Below are 18003 nucleotides of genomic sequence, written 5' to 3'. Positions count from 1 at the left end.
TCCTGTTTGTGATCGACGCGATGATCGGTCAGGACGCCGTCAACACCGCCAAGGCCTTCCAGGAGGGCGTGGACTTCACCGGTGTGGTGCTGTCCAAGCTCGACGGTGACGCCCGCGGTGGTGCCGCGCTCTCGGTGGCCTCGGTCACCGGCCGCCCCATCATCTTTGCCTCCACCGGCGAGAACCTCGACGACTTCGAGCCCTTCTACCCCGACCGGATGGCCAGCCGCATCCTCGACCTCGGTGACATCCTCACCCTGATCGAGCAGGCGCAGTCGGCCTTCGATGAGGAAGAGGCGATGAAGCTCGCGGAGAAGTTCGCGACCGACACCTTCACCCTTGACGACTTCCTGAAGCAGATGCAGCAGCTGCGCAACATGGGTTCGATCAAGAAGATGATGGGCATGCTCCCGGGCATGGGCCAGATGAAGGAGCAGCTCGACAACTTCGACGAGTCCGAGCTGAACCGTACCGAGGCCATCATCCAGTCGATGACCCGCGCCGAGCGTCAGAACTCCAAGCTCCTCAACGGCTCGCGTCGCCTGCGTATCGCACGCGGTTCGGGATCGACCGTGACCGAGGTCAACCAGCTGGTGAACCGCTTCGAGCAGGCCGCCAAGATGATGAAGACCATGGCCAAGGGCGGTATGCCGCAGATCCCGGGCATGGGCCCGATCCCCGGTGGTCGCCCGAAGATGCCGAAGAAGAACGCCAAGAAGAAGGGCGGCTCGCGCTCGGGTAACCCGGCAAAGCGCGCGGCCGAGGCCAAGGGCATCACCGCGGCTCCCGCGGCGCCCACCGGCGGCGGATTCGGCCTGGGCAAGGCGGCCGGTTCCGGTCAGCCCAGCGAGGACGACATGGCCACGATCCAGCGCATGCTGGGCGGTCAGGGCTAACAGCGCCTCACGGAACACTCACGGCGGCGGTGGACTTCGGTCCGCCGCCGTCGTCGTTTTGCGCCGTGGTTTCGCGTTCTGTGCCGGTTGATCCGGAGCGTTTAGAAGCCAGCACCCCAGTAGCTCACGCCGGGGAACATCTGGGTGGCCTGGTCAAAAACAACGGCGCCAATCTCTCGCGCGCGCGTCAAGTCCTCGGCACCGTCGGGGAAGAAGTCGGCGTAGTTCTTCTCGTTGCCGGTGTAGGAAATCCCCTTGCGGTCCAGCTCGGCAAAAACCTGCTGCAGCAGAACGGGGTCCATCCGCTGAGGGAACTGACGAATGTACTCGTGTTCAACCTCGGTGAGTTCGCTCCTCTGACACTCCGAGTCCGCGTCATTGTTGACCTGTGCACCCGGGATCATGGTGATCTCCCAGGCGTACTTACGTCCGCTGATGGGGTCGGGGATCGGCGTCGAAACCCGATAGCCCGAGTCGTTTTCCATGCACAGCGCGTAGTTGGCCCAGGCCTCCTTGTACTCGTCAAACCCGACCTGATCTCGTGCCAGAATCTCGCGCTGAGCCTGTGAGATACCCGTGGGAAGTTTTTCCGTAACGGATTCTTCGGCGGTGCAGCCGGTGAGGCTAGCCAGCAGGGCTGCTCCGAGTACGGTGGCGATCACGATGTTTCGGCTGCGCATGGTTCCCCTTCGGCTGCGTGACGAGCGACGCTCAGCCTAGCGAGCGGGGCACCCGCGAGATGGAGTGCCGCTCCCTGTTTCGGTCAGAAGCGCCCCGATCTGGGGGCGAGGCCCGGGGCTCTAGAAGTCGGCAGGCCATCCCGCGAAGTGAGGGAAGAGCTCTCCCATTGCCTCGCCCAAGATTTCATCAATTGCGCGGACCCGGGCCTGGTCCTCGTGGAGATTAGGGAGGAAGTCTCCGTAGCGCACTTCGTTACCGGTGTAGGAGATCCCGGCACGATCCAACCCCGCGAACATACGCTTCAGGAGCACGGGGTCCATCTGCTGCGGGTTTTGCGAGATGTATGCGGCATCAACAGAGCTCAGCTCACTACGCTGACATTCCAGCATCGCATCAATGTCGAACGTTGCGCCCGGGACAACCTCGAGGTTCCAGTTGTAGCGGCGCCCGCTGATGGGATCGGGGACGGGATCCGTCGCGCGATAACCGGTTCCGTTTTCCAGACACAGTGCGTAGTTTGCCCAGGCCTCCTTATGCTCGTCGAATCCGATCTGTTCTCGCTCGAGGATGGTCTGCTGCGCAGCGGAGATGTCCACCCGGGACTGAGTGCCCTCCGGCCCTTCCGTCTCCACCGAGCACCCGGTGAGGGCAAGACCAATGCCAACCGTGACGAGCAACCGTGCCGTCCTGGATATGTGAGTCTGCATGTTTGTCCTTTCACCTCGTTGCCGCGCATGGAGGTCTAACCTGTTTTGGCGATGCAGCCGTAGGGATCCCCTTACGCGAGTTAGAACCCGACGCTCACGAAGGGCGCATCCGGAAACATTTCACGAGTTGTGTCGGTGATGATTTCCGTGATCGCGGAGATCCGATTCTCATCGCTGACGTTCGGGAAAAAGTCGGCGATCTTGGTCTCGTTGCCGGTAAAGGAGATCCCCGCGCGCTCCAACCTTGCGAAGATTTCTGCGAGGAGCACCGGATCGATGAACGGCGGATTCTGACGCATGTACTCCTCCTCAACGTAGGAGAGTTCGTCCGGTGCACATGCAAGCTCACGTTGGGTGTCCTGTTTCTGTCCAGGGACGGGCTCGATCATCCCGTGGTAGCGGCGGCTATCGGTGGGGCTCAGCGCGACCTCCGTAATCCGGTATCCAGCGTCCTCGGTGCAGCGTGTGTAGTTGGCCCAGGCCTCCTTATACTCGTCAAACCCAATCTGCTCCCGCTCGAGGATGGCGCGCTGGGCAGCGGATATCTCGGCAGTGCTATCGCCGTCACCAGAAAAGTCCCTCCCCCCATCCGTTTTGGCGCAGCCGGTGAGAATGAGGGTGAGTATGCTCATCGGAACTAATATGTGGACTCCATGGTGTGCTTTCATTAGTGCACCTCTCGCCTTTTTTCTGGGTGGGGCCACTGGCGTGACCCCACCCAGATTGCGCTGGTTTTTACCGACTACGTAATCCAGCCATTTCTATCTACGATCGCACGCCAGTGATACCCGCCGACGATACGCGCGCCAATTCGTGAGGTTTCTGCGCGGTACGGATGGTTCACCCGGGTAGACCTGGTTCCATCCGAATACAGTATTGATACGCCCGGATGGCCCTTGCAAGAACCGTCAGTGCCCTTTCCTGATACCGCGGCACCCCCACCATTGATCGTCCAACTTGCGAAGCCGTACGTCGTTCCGCAACCGGAGTTGAAGACGTTTCGGGAGCCAAACGCGTTTGCCGCGCCGCCGGTGCTGAAGATCAGTCCGGCGTTGAGCGCCAGGGTGGCACCCGCCAGTGTTGATGTTCGTTTCATGTTTCACCTCCTCGGGTAACCGTTAGGAGGTAGCCTGAGGGAGCCGCGACGGCAGAGCAACGGCTCAGCTCAGATCGCAGCACACCAGCGGAGGCGATGCCCGGATTTCCGCGGGTCCTCGCCCTTTTCGGGCGCGCGAGAGCGAGCTAAAGCGGAAAAGCAGGACAGCCGGGAAACGGGATCGCGTGTGGCACGCGGGCGTTAGAACCCCGTGGCCACGTAGGGCAGATCGGGGAACAGCGCCCAGGTGGAGTCCTCGATGATCGAGAGAATTGCGTTCACTCGGGTCATATCCTCCGTGCCGCTGGGGAAGAAGTCGCCGATCTTGGTTTCGGTGCCGGTGAACGGGATGCGCTTTTGCGAGAGCCGGGCGAAGACCTCGGTTCGGAGCACGGGGTCCATGACCACGGGGTGATCTCGCAGATACGCGGACTCCACGCCGTTCAACTCGCGCGAACTGCAGGCATACTTATCCTCGTCACGGCCCTTTTCGCCGGGAATCGGGTTGATCATCGCGAGGAAGCGTCGGCTATCGGTCGGGTTGAGGGCGGGTTCCTCCACGGCAAAACCCACGCGCTTCAGGCACACCTCGTAGTTTGCCCAGGCCTCCTTATAGGAGTCGAATCCCACATCGTCACGATCGAGAATTGCGCGCTGCGCGGCCGACATCGTGGTGTCGTTATCGCGGCCCTCATTGACACCAGAGGCAGAACACCCGGCCAAAACTAGGACAGCTCCGAGCGCGGCCAGCGCGGTGATTCCCCGAGACATTCTTCCCCTTCAGAACGGCGGATACGCACGCATCCACATCCAATGCTAGCGGTATGCGGGCCGGGCGGCCGCGCGGGGCGATGGCCCATGTACGAGTGTTATCAAATTGACCGGTGACGGTCGAAACCACTAGCGTGAGGGGTGCCCGCGGAGATGCGGTGCGCACTCGATGAGCGACGCCAGCCCCGGCCACCACACCGGCTCACCCGGCAGCACGCACACGTACTTCTTGGGGGAAAACATGGCCACGCGTCGGTCAACCGGTCGGTCCGTGCTGCTCTGGATCGGGGCGGGGCTCTGGGTGATTCTGCCCTTCGGGCTCATCGCGGCCATCGTGCTGTGGAGCGGGCAGATCCGCTTCACCGAGGCCGCCGAAACCTGGACCCCGGTCGAAACCGGGCAGGCCCAGACCGACTCCCCGATGGAACTCGCGCTCGGTTGGGAACAGGGCCCGGTACTGCGCGCACCCGCGTGGACCGGCCTCATCACCGCCGTGCAGCCCCCGCGCACCACCGTTGCCCACGGCGACGTGGTGGTCACCATCGACGGCATCGACCGAATCGCCGCGCACACGCCCGCTCCGTTCTGGCGGCCGATCGGCCCGGACACCATCGCGGGTGCAGACATCGGCGCGCTCAACACTCTGCTCGGAGACCTCGGGCTCGCCCGCGGCACCGCCAACACTTTTGGTTCGGGCACGGCGCGCGGCATCACCCAGCTGGCCAAGAAGCTCGGCGCAGAGGGGGACACCTTCGACCCCGCCTGGGTGCTGCACCTCGCCGAGCCCCGAATCACCGTCGGCGCGGCGGCATTCTCGGTGGGCCAGACGGCACCGGCCGCCGGGGAAGAACTGTTTGCGCCCCGACCGCGCGTCACGGCCGCCCTCGTCACCGGAGAGGGAATGGCCCCCGAGAACGAAGGCCCGCTGGGCGGCGGCGGTAACGGCGGTGCTCGGGCGGCACTGCCGGTGTTTGACGCCGAACGCATCATGCGCATGCCCGTGCCCGCCGAGGCGATCCTCCGCGTGGGCGGTACCGAAATCCCGCTGGAGGAGACCCGAGACTCCGTCACCGCCGAGGGGCTCGCCGCGCTCACCGAAACCGTGGGGGCGGGCGAGGCCAAGGTTCGCGCGCTCATCTCGCAGACCACCCAGACGCAGGGATGGCAGGTCCCCGCCGCCGCCGTCTACGGCGTCGGAGCAGCCTCCTGCGTACTGACAAAGGACGGCCCGGTGCGCGTGGAGGTGAGCGCGGGGGAGGGCGGCAGCGTCGTCGTCTCCGGTGAGCTCAGCACCGCCAGCCGCGTGCTCCTCCAGGTGCCTGCGGAGCGCCGCGCATGCCCGTAGTCGCCACGGACATCAGCGTCGCCTTCGGTGAGCGACGGGTCCTCAACGGAATGAGTGCCACGTTTGAGGAAGGCACCATCACCGCGCTGCGCGCCCCCTCGGGATTCGGGAAGTCCACCCTGCTTGCCATCATCGCCGGGCATCAGAAACCCGACGCCGGCACCGTCACCATCACCTCGGCGGACGGCGGCGACGACACCCCGGGCATCTCCTGGATCGACCAGGCCTCACCGGTGTTCCCGCACCGCACCGCCACCGACAACGTCGCGATGGGCGCACTCTCCCGCGGCGCCACCCGGGAGGAATCCCTCACCATCGCCGCGCACAACCTCACCCGCCTCGGGCTCGACGACGTGCGCGACCGTGCGGGAAAGCGGCTCTCCGGGGGCGAGCGTCAGCGCGTGGCCGTGGCCCGATCAATGGCCGCCGAAACCCCGGTCATTCTCGCCGATGAACCCACCGCCTCACTCGATGCGGCCTCCCGCGGACTCGTGATCGACGCCCTGCGCGCCGCCGCCGACGCCGGAGCCATCGTCATCATCGCCACCCACGACGACACCGTGGCCGAAAGCGCCGACCGCATCATCCGGATGGACACACTGGACACCCCGAGCGCGCCGGAGGCCACCGCATGACTCGCGGGTTCCGCACCGGGGAGTTTGTGCGCGAACACGCCCGCGGCCTGCGCGCACGCCCCTGGCGCGCCCTCCTCGTGGCGCTCTGCGCCGCGGTGATCGGTGCCGCCGTGCCGCTGGTGTCGCTCATTGAAACCGGCGGGCTACGTGACAGCTGGGAACAGCAGCGACAGGCCGGACGCTTCGTGGAGATCATCCGTGCGGGCAGCATCACCGGTTTCCCGATGGAGTACTGCGAGAACATCGCGCGCACCGAGGGCGTGATCGCGGTCGGTGCCATCCTGCACCGTGAGCAGATTCAGCTCGATACCTTCCCCGGCCAGAACCGGGAACTGCTGCGGGTGTCACCGGGCATGGTGCGTATTGCCTGGCCGGGATTTGAGATCCCCGCGGCCGGTATCGTTGCTGGCCGCGACCTCGCCACCCAGACCGGTCTGGTCGCGGGCACCAGCGTGACACTCAGCCGGGCGGGCACCACCGAGTCGCGCGACATCGTAGGCGTCGCGGGGGAGCGCTCTCGCGTCGACGGCCTCAACTCCTCGCTCCTCGAACCCGATGTGCGCGCCGATCAGAACACGCGGGAGTGCTTCGTCGAGTTCGAGCCGGGTGCCGCCTCCGCGGTTCTCCCGGTACTCCGCACCGCGGTTCCCGAACAGTACGGCGCGATCACCGCACCGTTCCTCACCAAGAACGCCCTCGTGGGCGACCCCGAAAAGCTCCTCCCGCAGCGGGCGAGCAACTGGGCTTGGGTGGCCGGAGCGGGCGTCATCGCGCTGCTGCTCGGCGTGCTGTGGTGGTCGGGGCGCTCCGAAATGGCGCTGTATCGGGCCTTCGGTGTGCGGCCCATACAGATCACCCTCGCCCTCGCGCTGGAGGTCGTGGCAACGCTGCTCCTTCCGGTCGCGATCGGAGCGGCCGCGGTGATCGCCGTGGCCGGGCTGCTCGGCACCGGCATCGGATCACAGGAGTACCTGCTGGCCGGGGCCGATATCGCGCGCCTCATGCTCGCACTGCTCCCGCTCCCGCTGCTTGGAACGGCCCTCGCCTCGGCGATTTCGCCGTCCGCGGTGTTCAAGGGCGCCTAGCGCGGGGTAGCTCCGAGCAGGCCATCGCGGGCAGGCGTCTGCCGGGCTCGCTATGCGGCGCCGGGCTCGCCCAGATCCCACTCCACCGAAACCGGCAGGCGAAGGCGCGGGATCTCGCCACCGGGGGTGGCATCGAGGCGCGCGAGCAGGGTGTCCATCGCCTGGCGGCCGAGTTCGAGACCGTCAACCTCGAGCACCGGCACATTCTCGGCCCCCACCGCATCGGCGACGCCGCGATCCGCGCTCACCACGAGGTGCGTGACGCCACGGGACTGCAGACCAAACATGATGCCGGTGGACAGCGACGCCGAGTAGCTGATGACCGCGGTGGCCCCGGAGGTCAGGATCTCGTTCACCACGCCCACGCCCGCGGCGAAGGTTGAGCGGTGCGGGCCCAGCACGGTGAGCGCGGCCTTGCCACGCAGCGCCTCGATCACGTGGGCGACGCGGCGCAGGTTCTGCCAGGAACGGCCGGGGCCACCCACCAGCGCGATGTGTGTGTGCCCCTGCGCCACCATGCGCAGCGCGAGCTCGGCAAAGCCCGTCGCGGAGTCGGCCACCACCGAGGGGACACCCTCAATTTCGCGGTCGATCAGTACGGTGGGTTTGAACTTACACGCGGGCTCAACGAAGCGATCCTTACCGCGCGGGGCGGCCAGGAGGAAGCCGTCAACCTGCGGTACGAGGCGGGCGAACTGCTCCACATCCTTGTCTTCGAGAAACGCGGTGGAGGCCACGGTGAGCAGGTATCCGGCGGCGTCCGCCCGATCCTGCGCTCCCTGAATGATGGGCGTGAAGAACTGGTTCTCGAGGGTGGGCACCACCATCGCGATGACGCCGGTGCGCCCGCTGGCCAGGGCTGTCGCGGTGCGCGAGGGTGCGAAGTGCAGCTCCTCGGCGGCGCGCAGCACGCGGGCGATGGTGGCCGCGGCCACCAGCTCGGGCTTGCTGAGCGCACGCGATGCGGTGGCCTTGGACACTCCGGCGAGCCGCGCAACGTCCTCGAGTGTGCTCACGAAGCCTCCGAAAGTGCGGGTGGGTGAGGGGCGGAGCCCTCGGTGGGGGATGGGGTGACGGCGAATTGCGGTGCCGTCGGGGAAGAAAAAGAAGTGTTTGTTTCTTCGATAGAACTTAGCGTATAGTGTGTGAAACCGGTTGTGCAACCGGTTTCATTGCCCGTTTCGGCGTTTTGCGTCGAAATTGCCCGCCCGTGCGTGGGGATCCCCGTCCCGCACCCACAACACCACCGCCAATGGGGGCACACATGTCTCGAAAACCAGCCTGGCTGCTGCTGCCCGGTCTGGTGTTTATCCTGCTTGGATTCGCCATTCCCTCGGTCGCGATGCTGCTCGCACCGCCCGGGGTCAGTACCGGAGACGTCTTTGTGCGTTTCGGGGAGATGCTGACCGATCCGTACTCGCTCGCGATCATCGGCCGCACACTCGGCCTCGGACTGATCACGACCGTCACCTGCCTCGTGCTCGGCTTCCCGATCGCGTACCTGCTGGCCCGCTCCACCTCGCGCTTCGCGGGAATGTGGCTCGCGCTGGCGATCTTCCCGCTGCTGCTCAGCAACGTCGTGCGCACCTTCGGGTGGATCGTACTGCTGGGCAGTCAGGGTGCCATCGGTCAGCTGATCACCGGCCTGGGCCTCGCCCCGGAGGCACCGCAGCTGCTCTACACCGAGCTCGCCGTGGTGCTGGGTATGACCCAGCTGTTCCTGCCGCTCGCGATCATCTCCTGCTACTCCGCCGTCGCGCAGGTTGATCCGGGCCTCGACGATGCCGCCCGCGGCCTCGGCGCGAGCCGCACCCGCACCCTCTGGACCATCGTGCTCCCGCTGTCGGCCCCCGGCCTCGTGGTCGCCACGACCCTGGTCTTCGCCGGTGCCGCGACCGCGTATACGACGCCGTATCTGCTCGGTGGTTCCAGCCAGCGGATGCTCGCCACCGAGCTCTACAACTACTCAAACGTGACCGTGGACTGGGCCTCGGCCTCGGCCACCGCGCTGATTATGACGCTGCTGGTGTTCCTGGTCTCCGGCCTGAGTTCGCTGCTGTCGCGAGGAAAGAGCGTGCAGTCATGAGCCTGACCAAGCCCACCAACGCCCGCCCCGTCCTCGGCACGCTCGCCGTGCTCGGCTACATCATCATGATCGTCCCGATCCTGTTTGTGGTCAGCACCGCGTTCTCCGCCGGCCGCACGGTGTCCTTCCCGCCCAAGGGATTCACGCTGGACTGGTTTGGTGCCGCCCTCGGCAACAACTCCTTTATGTCCGCGCTGGGATCCAGCATGCAGCTCGCGCTGATCGCGACCGCCCTCGCCCTGGCGATTGGCGTGCCCGCAACCATCGCGATGCACCGCGGCAAGATCCCCGGCAAGTCGATCGTGCAGGGGCTGTTCCTCTCCCCGCTCGTGGTGCCCGAACTGGTGGTGGGCCTCGCGCTTTACCAGCAGATCATGGTGGTGCTGGGCCTCGGAAACTCGGTGGCGCTGCTCATCGGCCACACCGCGATCCTGCTGCCCTACGCCGTGCGCGTGACCGGTGCCTCGCTCGCCCTCGCGGACCCCGCGATCGAGGAGGCCGCCCGCGGTCTCGGTGCCTCACCGCTGCGCGCGTTCTTCACCGTGACGCTGCCGCTGCTGCGCCCGGGAATCTTCTCGGCCGCGCTGCTGAGCTTCGTGACCTCGTTCAACAACGTGCCGCTGTCCCTGCTGCTGCAGGATCGCCAGTTCCGCACGCTCCCGGTCACGATGCTCGACTACATCCAGCAGAACTACGACCCCACCATCGCAGCAATGTCGACCCTGCTGCTCGCCGCCACCGTGGTGGTAGCCATCATCGCCGAGCGCACCGTCGGCTTCGCCAAGATCTTTGGAGGCATCAACAAATGATTCCCGCAGCCGAATTTGTCGGGGTAACCCAGGCGTATGGCGACTTCCTCGCCGTGGACAACCTGGATCTCACCATCGAGGAGGGCAAGCTCACGACCCTGCTGGGCCCCAGTGGATGTGGCAAGACCACGTCGCTGCGCATGCTCGCCGGTTATGCGCGCCCCACCTCGGGCAAGATCCTGATCGGCGGGGAGGACGCCACCGCCCTGCCGCCGGAAAAGCGCGGCCTGGGCATGGTGTTCCAGTCCTACGCCCTGTTCCCGCACCTGACCGTGGCGGACAACGTGGGCTACGGCCTCAAGCTCCGCAAGGTACCCACCGCCGAGCGTAAGGCGCGCGTTGCCGAGGCGCTGGAGCTCGTGGGTCTCGGCCACCTGGCCGCCCGCAAGCCCAAGGCGCTCTCCGGCGGTCAGCAGCAGCGCGTGGCGCTCGCCCGTGCGATCGCGATCCGACCGAAGCTGCTCCTGCTGGATGAGCCGCTGTCGAACCTTGACGCCCGACTGCGCGTGCAGATGCGCGCGGAGATTCGCCGCATCCAGGCCGAGACCGGCCTCACCGTTGTGCTCGTCACCCACGACCAGGACGAGGCCCTCGAAATGAGTGACACGATGGTGCTCATGCGCGCCGGCCGGGTGATGCAGACCGGTGCACCGGACGAGGTCTTCCCCGCCCCGGCCAACCGCTTCGTCGCCGAGTTCCTCGGATATGAGAACTTCATTCCCACCGCCGAGGGCCTCTTTACAGTGCGTCCCGAGCAGCTGCAGGTGTCCGCCGCGGCAGCCACCGCCCCGGGCCTGAACCTCGATGGCGTGATCACGAGCAGCGCCTACCGCGGCGTTGACCTCGTGGTCGGCGTCAACGCGGCCGCCCCCGGTGGCGAGACCGTACCGCTCATCTCAGTGCTGCGCCGCGACTCCCTCCCCGCCGGGCACACCGGCTTCACCCCGGGCGAGCGCATCAGCGTCTCCGCTCCCGCCCCGGCGCTCGTGCACCTGCCCGAGTAGCGCGTGCTCCACAGACTCCCCACAACACCCCTTTCACAGTAAGGATCCATCCGATGAGTTCCCGTATCCCCGTTCGCGCCCTCGCGACCGCCGCGGCCCTGCTCACCTCCACCGCTCTGCTGGTGGGCTGCTCCGCCACCCCCGGCGCGAGCAACGGTGGCGATGACGACAACAAGACCATCGTGGTCAGCACCTTCCCGTTCGGTGTCGATGAGGTCACCAAGGCCATCATCACCCCGTTCGAAAAGGCCACCGGTTACAAGGTGGAGGTGGACACCGGATCGAACTCCGAGCGTCTGTCGAAGCTCGAGCTGAACGGCAAGCGCGCCGGAGCCGACGTCATGCTGATCTCGGACTACTACGCCGCCCTCGGCCAGTCGAAGAACCTGTTCCAGAAGGTGGATGAGGCACAGCTGCCGAACCTCGCCAAGATCGCGGTCTTCGCCAAGGAGAAGCAGTACGACGGCCCCGCCTACAGCTACCAGCTGAACGGCATGCTCTACCGCACCGACAAGCTGGACGAGGCCACCGCGGCCAAGTGGGACATGTTCGGAGACGCCGCCTACAAGGGCAAGCTCGCGCTGCCGGACTTCAGCGTCACCGCCGGTCAGCTGACGGTATCCGGTGTGGCCGAGTCCGTGGGCAAGGACGCCTATGACGTGGACGCCGCATTCAAGACCCTGGGCGAGTGGGCCCCGGGCGTGCTGCAGTTCTACAAGTCCTCCACCGAGGTCACCAACCTGCTGCTGCAGGGCGAGATCGTCAACGCTCCGGCGCTGAGCGGTTTTGCCACCAGCCTGGTTGAGGCCGGCGAGCCCATCGCCTGGACCCCGCCGGCCACCGGCAAGTTCATGGCCACCAACCGCGCCATGATCCCCGCCAACGCCGAGAACGTGAAGGGCGCACACGCGTTCATCAACTACCTGCTCGGTGCCGAGGCCCAGACCAGCTCCGCCAAGATCGTGGGTGACCTGCCCGTGAACCCCGAGGCGAGCGTGCCCGAGAACCTGACCAAGATCGTCGGCCAGGCCGCAACCGACCCCATCGGTGCCGGCTACAAGACCCTGGACATCTCGGTCATCGTGAAGAACCGCACCGAGTGGACCGACCGCTTCGCCCGCGAGGTCGCAACCCGCTAGTACCCGCCTCGCCCGGACCTCGCATGCGGGGTCCGGGCGTTGGCCATTTCTGTTTTCGTTTTACCCGAGGGGACCCGACCATCACCGCGTCAACCGATGCGACCGCAGAGTTTCTGCGCCGCGCACCCAAAACCGACCTACACTGCCACCTGATCGGCACCGTCCGTGCCTCGACGTTTGCCGAGCTGGCACGCCGCGAAAAGCTGGAGCTGCCCGCGGATCCGGAACTCATCTTCCGCGACATCAACTCGCTGCCGCCGGACCCGGCGCTCTACCGCGACACCCACATTCCGGTGCCGCAGGGCCGCTCCGCCGATGAGCCGGAGACCTCCTACTCCCTCTTTAAGGCGTCGGAGTGGGTGGTTGAGGTGCTGCGCAGCGCGGAGGACCTCACCCGGGTGACCTATGAGGCATTTGAGGCCGCGCACCGCACGAGTGCCACGCGTCACCTCGAGCTGTTCTTTGACGATCTGCCGCCGCACCTCGAAATGCTGGGGTACCGCGGCCAGGTGGAGGCATATGCCGAGGGCATCCGCATGGCCGAGCGCGACTTTGGGATGACCGGGCGCATGATCGCCGGGATTGACCGGAGTAAGTCGGGGGAGCACGCGCTGGCGATGGTGCGTCGTATCGTGGACAACCCCAACGAGTATGTGGTCGGCATCGGCCTCGACAACCTTGAGACCGCCGGTCCGCCCGAGCGCTTTGCCGACGCCTACCGGCTGGCGGGGGAGGCGGGGCTCTTCCGCACCGCTCACTCCTCCGAGCACGCGCCGGTCGCGGTCAACACCGTCACGTGCCTCGACCTCCTCGGCTGCGACCGCATCGACCACGGCTACTTCGTGCTGGAGGACCCCGCGGTTGTGGAGCGGGTCCGTGAGGAGCAGACCGCGTTCACCGTGGTGTCCACCACCTCGCGCCGCTCCTGGCGTCCGTGGCGTCGCGCGTCGATCGCCGCGATGCTCGAGGCCGGCCTGAACGTGATCCCCGCCTCGGATGATCCCGGCATGTTCCCGACGACCCTCGCCGAGGAGTACGCGATCCTGAGCGAACAGATCGGCGTGGACCGCCAGAAGCTGCGCGCGATGGCGATGGCCGGCGTCGAAGCCGCCTGGGTGCCCGCTCCCGAAAAGCAGGCCATGCGGGAGCGCTTCACCGCGGAGTTTGACGCTCTCGAAGCGGAGCTGTTCCCCGCCGTCTAGCAGGCCATTTTGCACGTGCCCCGCACCCGTTTGTCCAAACGGGTGCGGGGCATTCGTGTTGCGGGTACGGCTCTGGCCGGAAAGCAGCCGCGGGGCCGAGGGCCCCGCTTGGAGGCCACGAGGCGGAATTTTGACCCCCAGACCAGGGTATTTGCTAGGCGGGTGGCCTAAATTCTGCTAAACAGGGTCTCGTAACGTCGCAGTTACGGCGGTCACGTGTGCATTTCTAGTGGGGGAAATCAATGAACGGGTTGACACAGCAGAGTTCGGTTCTATCCCGGCGCGGTCGGGTGGTGCGAAAAGCCACGCTCGCCCTGGCTCTCTCCATCGGTCTGGTTGCCCCCGCATTCGTGGCGACCGCGGCGGGCGCGGCGGATGAGCCCGATAAGATCACAACTACGGTGGTAGCAGGATCGGTTGGGCAGCGCGATGGGAGTGCCACGATCATCATCAAAGAGCGTGCGACACTGGTGACGGTGACGCCACCGGCAGGTATACGTATCATCCGTCCCAAGACGGATTTTAGCTGCTACGACGCCAGTAACGTGCTCATTCCCCCAACTGACTTCACCACGTTGCACACCAAGATCTCGTGTGGTTTTCTCGACGGCGAAACCACGGGAGATTTTAGCTCGCCGCAGTATTTTTATGAGGTACCCGTGACCGCGCAGCCGGGAAGCGCCCTGGGATCGTTGTCGTATGAACTCTTTACAGGGGCGACCAGAGTGGACTCCGGCACGGTAACGCTGAGGGCCGAGGTGCTTCATCAACCCGTGATTATTTCTCCGACTCCTGGGCAGCTGGTAAATGATGCCCGGTTCCCCATCTCTGGTACGGCGGATAAGCTTCCGGGAACCGGGCTGAAGATGAATATCTTCGATTTTTCCTCGGGTACCTTCATTGATTTGATTCCAGTAAATGACGACGGCACCTGGACCTATACCCCGTCCGAGCCTCGACCTCAGGGGACCAACGAACTCGCTGTCATGGCAACCCTCAATGATGCGGGCACCATGGAAACCGAGATCATGTACGTCATTGATTCGATCCCACCCGCGGTGCCCGTCATTACCAACCCGCCTACCGGCTCGCCCACGAACAACAACACCCCAACCGTGAGCGGTACCGGTGAGGACGAATCAACCGTCGAGGTGCGCAATAGCGCAGATGCTACGTTGTGTTCCTCGCCCGTGACCAACGGCACGTGGTCCTGTACCCTCACGACCGCGCTGAGCGACGGTGATCACACTCTCGAACCGGTAGCCTTCGATGAGGCAACAAACACTTCTCGAGGAACACCCATCACGATCACCGTCCTCACCGCTCTGCCGGAAGCTCCGGTGATCACCGCGCCGGAGACCGGCCTGGTCACCAACGAGACCACCCCGACGGTGTCGGGCACCGGCCCGAATGGCGTGACCGTTGAGGTGCGTGGATCGGGAGGCGACGTGCTGTGTTCCGCCGCGGTGAGCGGTGGCACCTGGTCATGCACCCTGGAAACCGCCCTCGCTGCGGGCACCTACACCCTGACCCCGGTGTCCGTGGACGCCGCAACCAATGAACGGGCGGGCACCGCGATCTCCATCACGGTTGATCTCACGCCTCCCGCCAAACCGGTCATTACCTCGCCGGAGACCGGATTCGTCACGAAGGATGTGAAGCCCACCATCTCGGGCACGGCGGGTAACGGTTCGGCGATCGAGGTTCGCTCCGGCGGTACCCTGATCTGTTCGGCCACGGTCTCCGACGGGGCGTGGGAGTGCCAGCCGACCGCCGACCTGGCCGAGGGTGACTATACCCTCGTCGCCACGGCGAAATCGGTCGCGGGCAACACCACCGCCAGTGATCCGGTTTCGATCACCATCGATACCACTCCGCCCGCCATCCCGGTGATCTCGTCGCCGGTGGACGGCACCGAGACCAACGTGCAGAAGCCCGAGATCTCCGGCACCGGCGAGGCCGGCTCCACCGTGACGGTGAGCAGCACCGCGGGACCGGTGTGTAGCGCGACGGTTCTCCCCGCCGGCACCTGGTCGTGTATTCCCACGACCGACCTCTCCGAGGGCACGCACACGCTGACCCCCACGGCCACCGATACCGCGGGAAACCCGGCCATCGGCGCGGCGGTCAGCATCGTGATCGATCTCACTCCGCCCACCGTTCCGGTCATCACGTCTCCGACGAATGGTCACATCACGAACGAGGTGAGGCCCACGATCAGCGGTTCCGGTGAGAACGGCTCGACCGTGACCGTGCGCGACGGCGTTGTGGCGGTCTGTACCTCACCTGTGACCAACGGCACCTGGTCCTGCGTGCCCACGGCCGACCTGTCCGAGGGCTCCCACGCGTTCACCCCGAGCGCCACCGACGCCGCGGGAAACAGCTCCGAAGGGCAGCCCGTCACGATCACCGTGGACACCACGGCACCGGCGGTTCCGGTGATCAACGCACCGCTCAACGGCGCGGCAATCAGTGAGCTGAACCCCACGATTTCGGGCGGCGGCGAGAACGGTTCGACCGTGACGGTTCTGAGCGGCACCACGGTGGTGTGCTCCGCCGTGGTCGTGGCTGGAATCTGGTCCTGCGAGCCCGAAACCGATCTGAGTGAGGGTGAACACACCCTGACCCCGGTCGCTACCGATGCGGCGAACAACACCGCCACGGGCGTGGCAATCACGATCACCGTGGACACCACGCCGCCCACCGTTCCGGTCATCACGTCCCCGCAATCCGGTAACGCCACAAACGAGGCCACGCCCACGATCTCGGGCACCGGTGAGAACGGTTCGACCGTCACCGTGCGTGAGGGGTCGACCGTGATCTGTTCCGCGGTGGTCTCCGGCGGAGTGTGGTCCTGTGCACCCACGACGAACCTGAGCGATGGCTCACACTCGCTGATCCCAACCGCGCGCGATGCCGCCGGGAATGAGGCCGAGGGGGCAGCGGTGACCCTCACCGTGGACACCACGCCCCCGACCGTTCCGGTGATCACCTCGCCGACGGACGGCCACGTCACGAACGAGGTCACCCCCACGATCAGTGGTACCGGCGAGAACGGGTCCACCGTTGAGCTGCGCCACAGCGTCAGCGCAACCCAGCGCGCAGCCGAAACCGTGCTGTGTTCGGCCGTGGTCGAGGGTGGGACGTGGTCCTGTGAACCCACCGAGGAGCTCGCCGACGGCCTGCACACCCTGGTGCCGGTCGCGAGCGATGCCGTCGGGAACACGTCGACGGGTGCCGCGGTGTCATTCACCATCCTCACCGTCAAGCCCGCGGCCCCCGTCATCACCTCGCCGGTGAGTGGCACCTCGGTGAACACCGCGAAGCCGACGTTTGCGGGCACCGGCGAGGACGGCACCACCGTTCAGGTGCGCGACGCGAACGAGCGGATCCTGTGTTCGGCCGAGGTTCGAAACGGCAGGTGGTCGTGTGAGAGCACGGTCGAGCTGCCCGAGGCGGCGTACGCGCTGACCCCGGTGGCACTCGATATCGCCAAGAACGAGACCGCCGGAGCTCCGGTGCGCATCACCGTGGACACCACTCCGCCGGCCCCGACCACGGACATCACCTGCATCGTTGATGAGGCGGGCATGGTTGCCTGCGAGGGCGACGGCGATGAGGGAGACACCATCATCATCACCGATGGCGACGGCAACACCGTCTGCACGGTGATCATCCCCGAGGGTGGTCACTGGAGCTGCATCGGTGGCCCGGTTACGAAGTTCCCGATCGGCGTCGAGACCATCGATGAGGCGGGCAACTCCGGGGGAGTGACGATCCTGCCGGCACCGCCGGTGATTACGAGCCCCGTATCGGGATCCGCCATCGGCACCGCCACGCCGACCTTCTCGGGCACGGGAACCGCAGGGCACGACCTCACCATCGTGGACGAGAACGGCGACACCGTGTGCTCCACGACCGTGAAGGCCGATGGCACCTGGAGCTGCACGATCACGCAGACCCAAGAGGACGGCGAACACGAGTACCTGCCCGTCTCGACCGCCGAGGACGGAACCGTCTTCGCCGGAGCCCCGGTGCGACTGACGGTGGACACCGAGGCACCCGCACCGGTGACCGGTGCCGAGTGCGTCGCGAACGCCGATGGCACCGTGACCTGCTCGGGAACCGCCGAGCCGGGGTCGACGATCACCATCACCGACGCCGAGGGCAACACCGTGTGTGAGGCCGTCGCGGACGAAACCGGCGCGTGGTCCTGCACCTCGACCGGACCGGTTGATCTGGACGAACTCACGATCACCGTGACCGACGCGGCGGGTAACGTCTCGCCGTCGATCACCGTGGGCGTGGGCAACCGCCCGACGACGCCGACCCCGTCGCCGACGCCGGTCACCCCGACGCCGACCCCGGTCACCCCGACCCCGCAGCCCTCACCGGGTGGCGAGCTCGTTAGTACCGGTTCGGATTACGCGAGCCTGGGTGCCATGGCCATTGTGACCATGCTGCTCATCGGCTCCGGACTCTTCCTGCGGAACCGGAGAACCGGACAGAAGAACTAGCGAATCAGATCGAGGGCTCCTCCGACTCGT

The 18003-nt window shown here is 66.0% G+C and carries 15 protein-coding genes and 1 pseudogene; 10 read left to right on the top strand and 6 right to left on the bottom strand.

Features of this window, described 5'->3' with window-relative positions:
- A pseudogene (locus tag D9V32_RS11690) lies at positions 1–896 on the top strand (signal recognition particle protein); the annotation flags it as partial.
- Between the two features lie 101 nt (positions 897–997).
- Here D9V32_RS11690 and D9V32_RS11685 read toward each other — a convergent pair.
- The 5 genes from D9V32_RS11685 to D9V32_RS11670 form a co-directional block, all read right to left on the bottom strand.
- Positions 998–1576 (bottom strand): hypothetical protein, encoded by a 579-nt coding sequence (locus D9V32_RS11685; protein WP_121649075.1) that lies wholly within the window; start codon positions 1574–1576, stop codon positions 998–1000.
- 120 nt (positions 1577–1696) lie between these two features.
- Positions 1697–2284 carry a hypothetical protein gene (locus D9V32_RS11680; protein WP_121649074.1) on the bottom strand — a complete coding sequence of 196 codons (588 nt, stop codon included), beginning with the start codon at positions 2282–2284 and terminating at the stop codon, positions 1697–1699.
- An 80-nt stretch (positions 2285–2364) separates the two neighbouring features.
- On the bottom strand, positions 2365–2916 hold the full coding sequence (locus tag D9V32_RS11675; protein WP_121649073.1) for a hypothetical protein: 552 nt from the start codon (positions 2914–2916) through the stop codon (positions 2365–2367).
- Positions 2917–3026: 110 nt separating this feature from the next.
- Positions 3027–3380 carry a hypothetical protein gene (locus D9V32_RS16070; protein ID WP_147440465.1) on the bottom strand — a complete coding sequence of 118 codons (354 nt, stop codon included), beginning with the start codon at positions 3378–3380 and terminating at the stop codon, positions 3027–3029.
- A gap of 201 nt (positions 3381–3581) precedes the next feature.
- The gene (locus D9V32_RS11670; protein ID WP_147440464.1) at positions 3582–4151 is read right to left on the bottom strand and encodes a hypothetical protein; all 570 of its coding nucleotides are present in this window, start codon (positions 4149–4151) and stop codon (positions 3582–3584) included.
- 169 nt (positions 4152–4320) lie between these two features.
- Between D9V32_RS11670 and D9V32_RS11665 the strand changes: the two genes are divergently transcribed.
- The 3 genes from D9V32_RS11665 to D9V32_RS11655 are packed head-to-tail and all read left to right on the top strand — an operon-like array spanning position 4321 to position 7216.
- Positions 4321–5496 carry a hypothetical protein gene (locus D9V32_RS11665; protein ID WP_147440463.1) on the top strand — a complete coding sequence of 392 codons (1176 nt, stop codon included), beginning with the start codon at positions 4321–4323 and terminating at the stop codon, positions 5494–5496.
- Complete coding sequence (locus D9V32_RS11660) at positions 5487–6131, top strand: ATP-binding cassette domain-containing protein (protein WP_121649070.1); 645 nt, start codon at positions 5487–5489, stop codon at positions 6129–6131. The genes D9V32_RS11665 and D9V32_RS11660 overlap by 10 nt, the downstream gene beginning before the upstream one ends.
- Positions 6128–7216: a hypothetical protein gene (locus D9V32_RS11655; protein WP_121649069.1), complete on the top strand. Its 1089-nt coding sequence runs from the start codon at positions 6128–6130 to the stop codon at positions 7214–7216. Before D9V32_RS11660 ends, D9V32_RS11655 begins: the two co-directional genes overlap by 4 nt.
- A 50-nt stretch (positions 7217–7266) precedes the next feature.
- Here the strand turns inward: D9V32_RS11655 and D9V32_RS11650 are convergent, their stop codons facing one another.
- Complete coding sequence (locus tag D9V32_RS11650) at positions 7267–8232, bottom strand: LacI family DNA-binding transcriptional regulator (RefSeq protein WP_121649068.1); 966 nt, start codon at positions 8230–8232, stop codon at positions 7267–7269.
- 248 nt (positions 8233–8480) lie between these two features.
- Here D9V32_RS11650 and D9V32_RS11645 point away from each other — a divergent pair, with 248 nt between their 5' ends.
- The 6 genes from D9V32_RS11645 (at position 8481) to D9V32_RS11620 (ending at position 17973) form a co-directional block, all read left to right on the top strand.
- Positions 8481–9302, top strand: a complete 822-nt coding sequence (locus tag D9V32_RS11645; protein WP_121649067.1) for an ABC transporter permease — start codon at positions 8481–8483, stop codon at positions 9300–9302.
- Positions 9299–10111: an ABC transporter permease gene (locus tag D9V32_RS11640; RefSeq protein ID WP_121649066.1), complete on the top strand. Its 813-nt coding sequence runs from the start codon at positions 9299–9301 to the stop codon at positions 10109–10111. Before D9V32_RS11645 ends, D9V32_RS11640 begins: the two co-directional genes overlap by 4 nt.
- Positions 10108–11115 carry an ABC transporter ATP-binding protein gene (locus D9V32_RS11635; protein ID WP_121649065.1) on the top strand — a complete coding sequence of 336 codons (1008 nt, stop codon included), beginning with the start codon at positions 10108–10110 and terminating at the stop codon, positions 11113–11115. The genes D9V32_RS11640 and D9V32_RS11635 overlap by 4 nt, the downstream gene beginning before the upstream one ends.
- Positions 11116–11168: 53 nt before the next feature.
- Complete coding sequence (locus D9V32_RS11630) at positions 11169–12254, top strand: extracellular solute-binding protein (RefSeq protein WP_121649064.1); 1086 nt, start codon at positions 11169–11171, stop codon at positions 12252–12254.
- 23 nt (positions 12255–12277) lie between these two features.
- Positions 12278–13456, top strand: a complete 1179-nt coding sequence (locus D9V32_RS11625) for an adenosine deaminase family protein (protein WP_121649063.1) — start codon at positions 12278–12280, stop codon at positions 13454–13456.
- Between the two features lie 986 nt (positions 13457–14442).
- On the top strand, positions 14443–17973 hold the full coding sequence (locus D9V32_RS11620) for an Ig-like domain-containing protein (protein WP_183086295.1): 3531 nt from the start codon (positions 14443–14445) through the stop codon (positions 17971–17973).
- The last annotated feature ends 30 nt before the right edge of the window (positions 17974–18003 follow it).

The organism is Mycetocola tolaasinivorans, assembly GCF_003667565.1.
Taxonomy (GTDB): Bacteria; Actinomycetota; Actinomycetes; order Actinomycetales; family Microbacteriaceae; genus Mycetocola; species Mycetocola tolaasinivorans.
Note: the sequence above shows the minus strand (reverse complement) of the source record. Positions and strands in the feature narration are given on the sequence as shown.

Bases quoted from the DNA above. Each gene is read 5' to 3' on its own strand.
- D9V32_RS11685 (WP_121649075.1), bottom strand. From the start codon at position 1,576: ATGCGCAGCCGAAACATCGTGATCGCCACCGTACTCGGAGCAGCCCTG.
- D9V32_RS11680 (WP_121649074.1), bottom strand. From the start codon at position 2,284: ATGCAGACTCACATATCCAGGACGGCACGGTTGCTCGTCACGGTTGGC.
- D9V32_RS11675 (WP_121649073.1), bottom strand. From the start codon at position 2,916: ATGAGCATACTCACCCTCATTCTCACCGGCTGCGCCAAAACGGATGGG.
- D9V32_RS16070 (WP_147440465.1), bottom strand. From the start codon at position 3,380: ATGAAACGAACATCAACACTGGCGGGTGCCACCCTGGCGCTCAACGCC.
- D9V32_RS11670 (WP_147440464.1), bottom strand. From the start codon at position 4,151: ATGTCTCGGGGAATCACCGCGCTGGCCGCGCTCGGAGCTGTCCTAGTT.
- D9V32_RS11665 (WP_147440463.1), top strand. From the start codon at position 4,321: ATGAGCGACGCCAGCCCCGGCCACCACACCGGCTCACCCGGCAGCACG.
- D9V32_RS11660 (WP_121649070.1), top strand. From the start codon at position 5,487: ATGCCCGTAGTCGCCACGGACATCAGCGTCGCCTTCGGTGAGCGACGG.
- D9V32_RS11655 (WP_121649069.1), top strand. From the start codon at position 6,128: ATGACTCGCGGGTTCCGCACCGGGGAGTTTGTGCGCGAACACGCCCGC.
- D9V32_RS11645 (WP_121649067.1), top strand. From the start codon at position 8,481: ATGTCTCGAAAACCAGCCTGGCTGCTGCTGCCCGGTCTGGTGTTTATC.
- D9V32_RS11640 (WP_121649066.1), top strand. From the start codon at position 9,299: ATGAGCCTGACCAAGCCCACCAACGCCCGCCCCGTCCTCGGCACGCTC.
- D9V32_RS11635 (WP_121649065.1), top strand. From the start codon at position 10,108: ATGATTCCCGCAGCCGAATTTGTCGGGGTAACCCAGGCGTATGGCGAC.
- D9V32_RS11630 (WP_121649064.1), top strand. From the start codon at position 11,169: ATGAGTTCCCGTATCCCCGTTCGCGCCCTCGCGACCGCCGCGGCCCTG.
- D9V32_RS11625 (WP_121649063.1), top strand. From the start codon at position 12,278: ATGCGGGGTCCGGGCGTTGGCCATTTCTGTTTTCGTTTTACCCGAGGG.
- D9V32_RS11620 (WP_183086295.1), top strand. From the start codon at position 14,443: ATGGCAACCCTCAATGATGCGGGCACCATGGAAACCGAGATCATGTAC.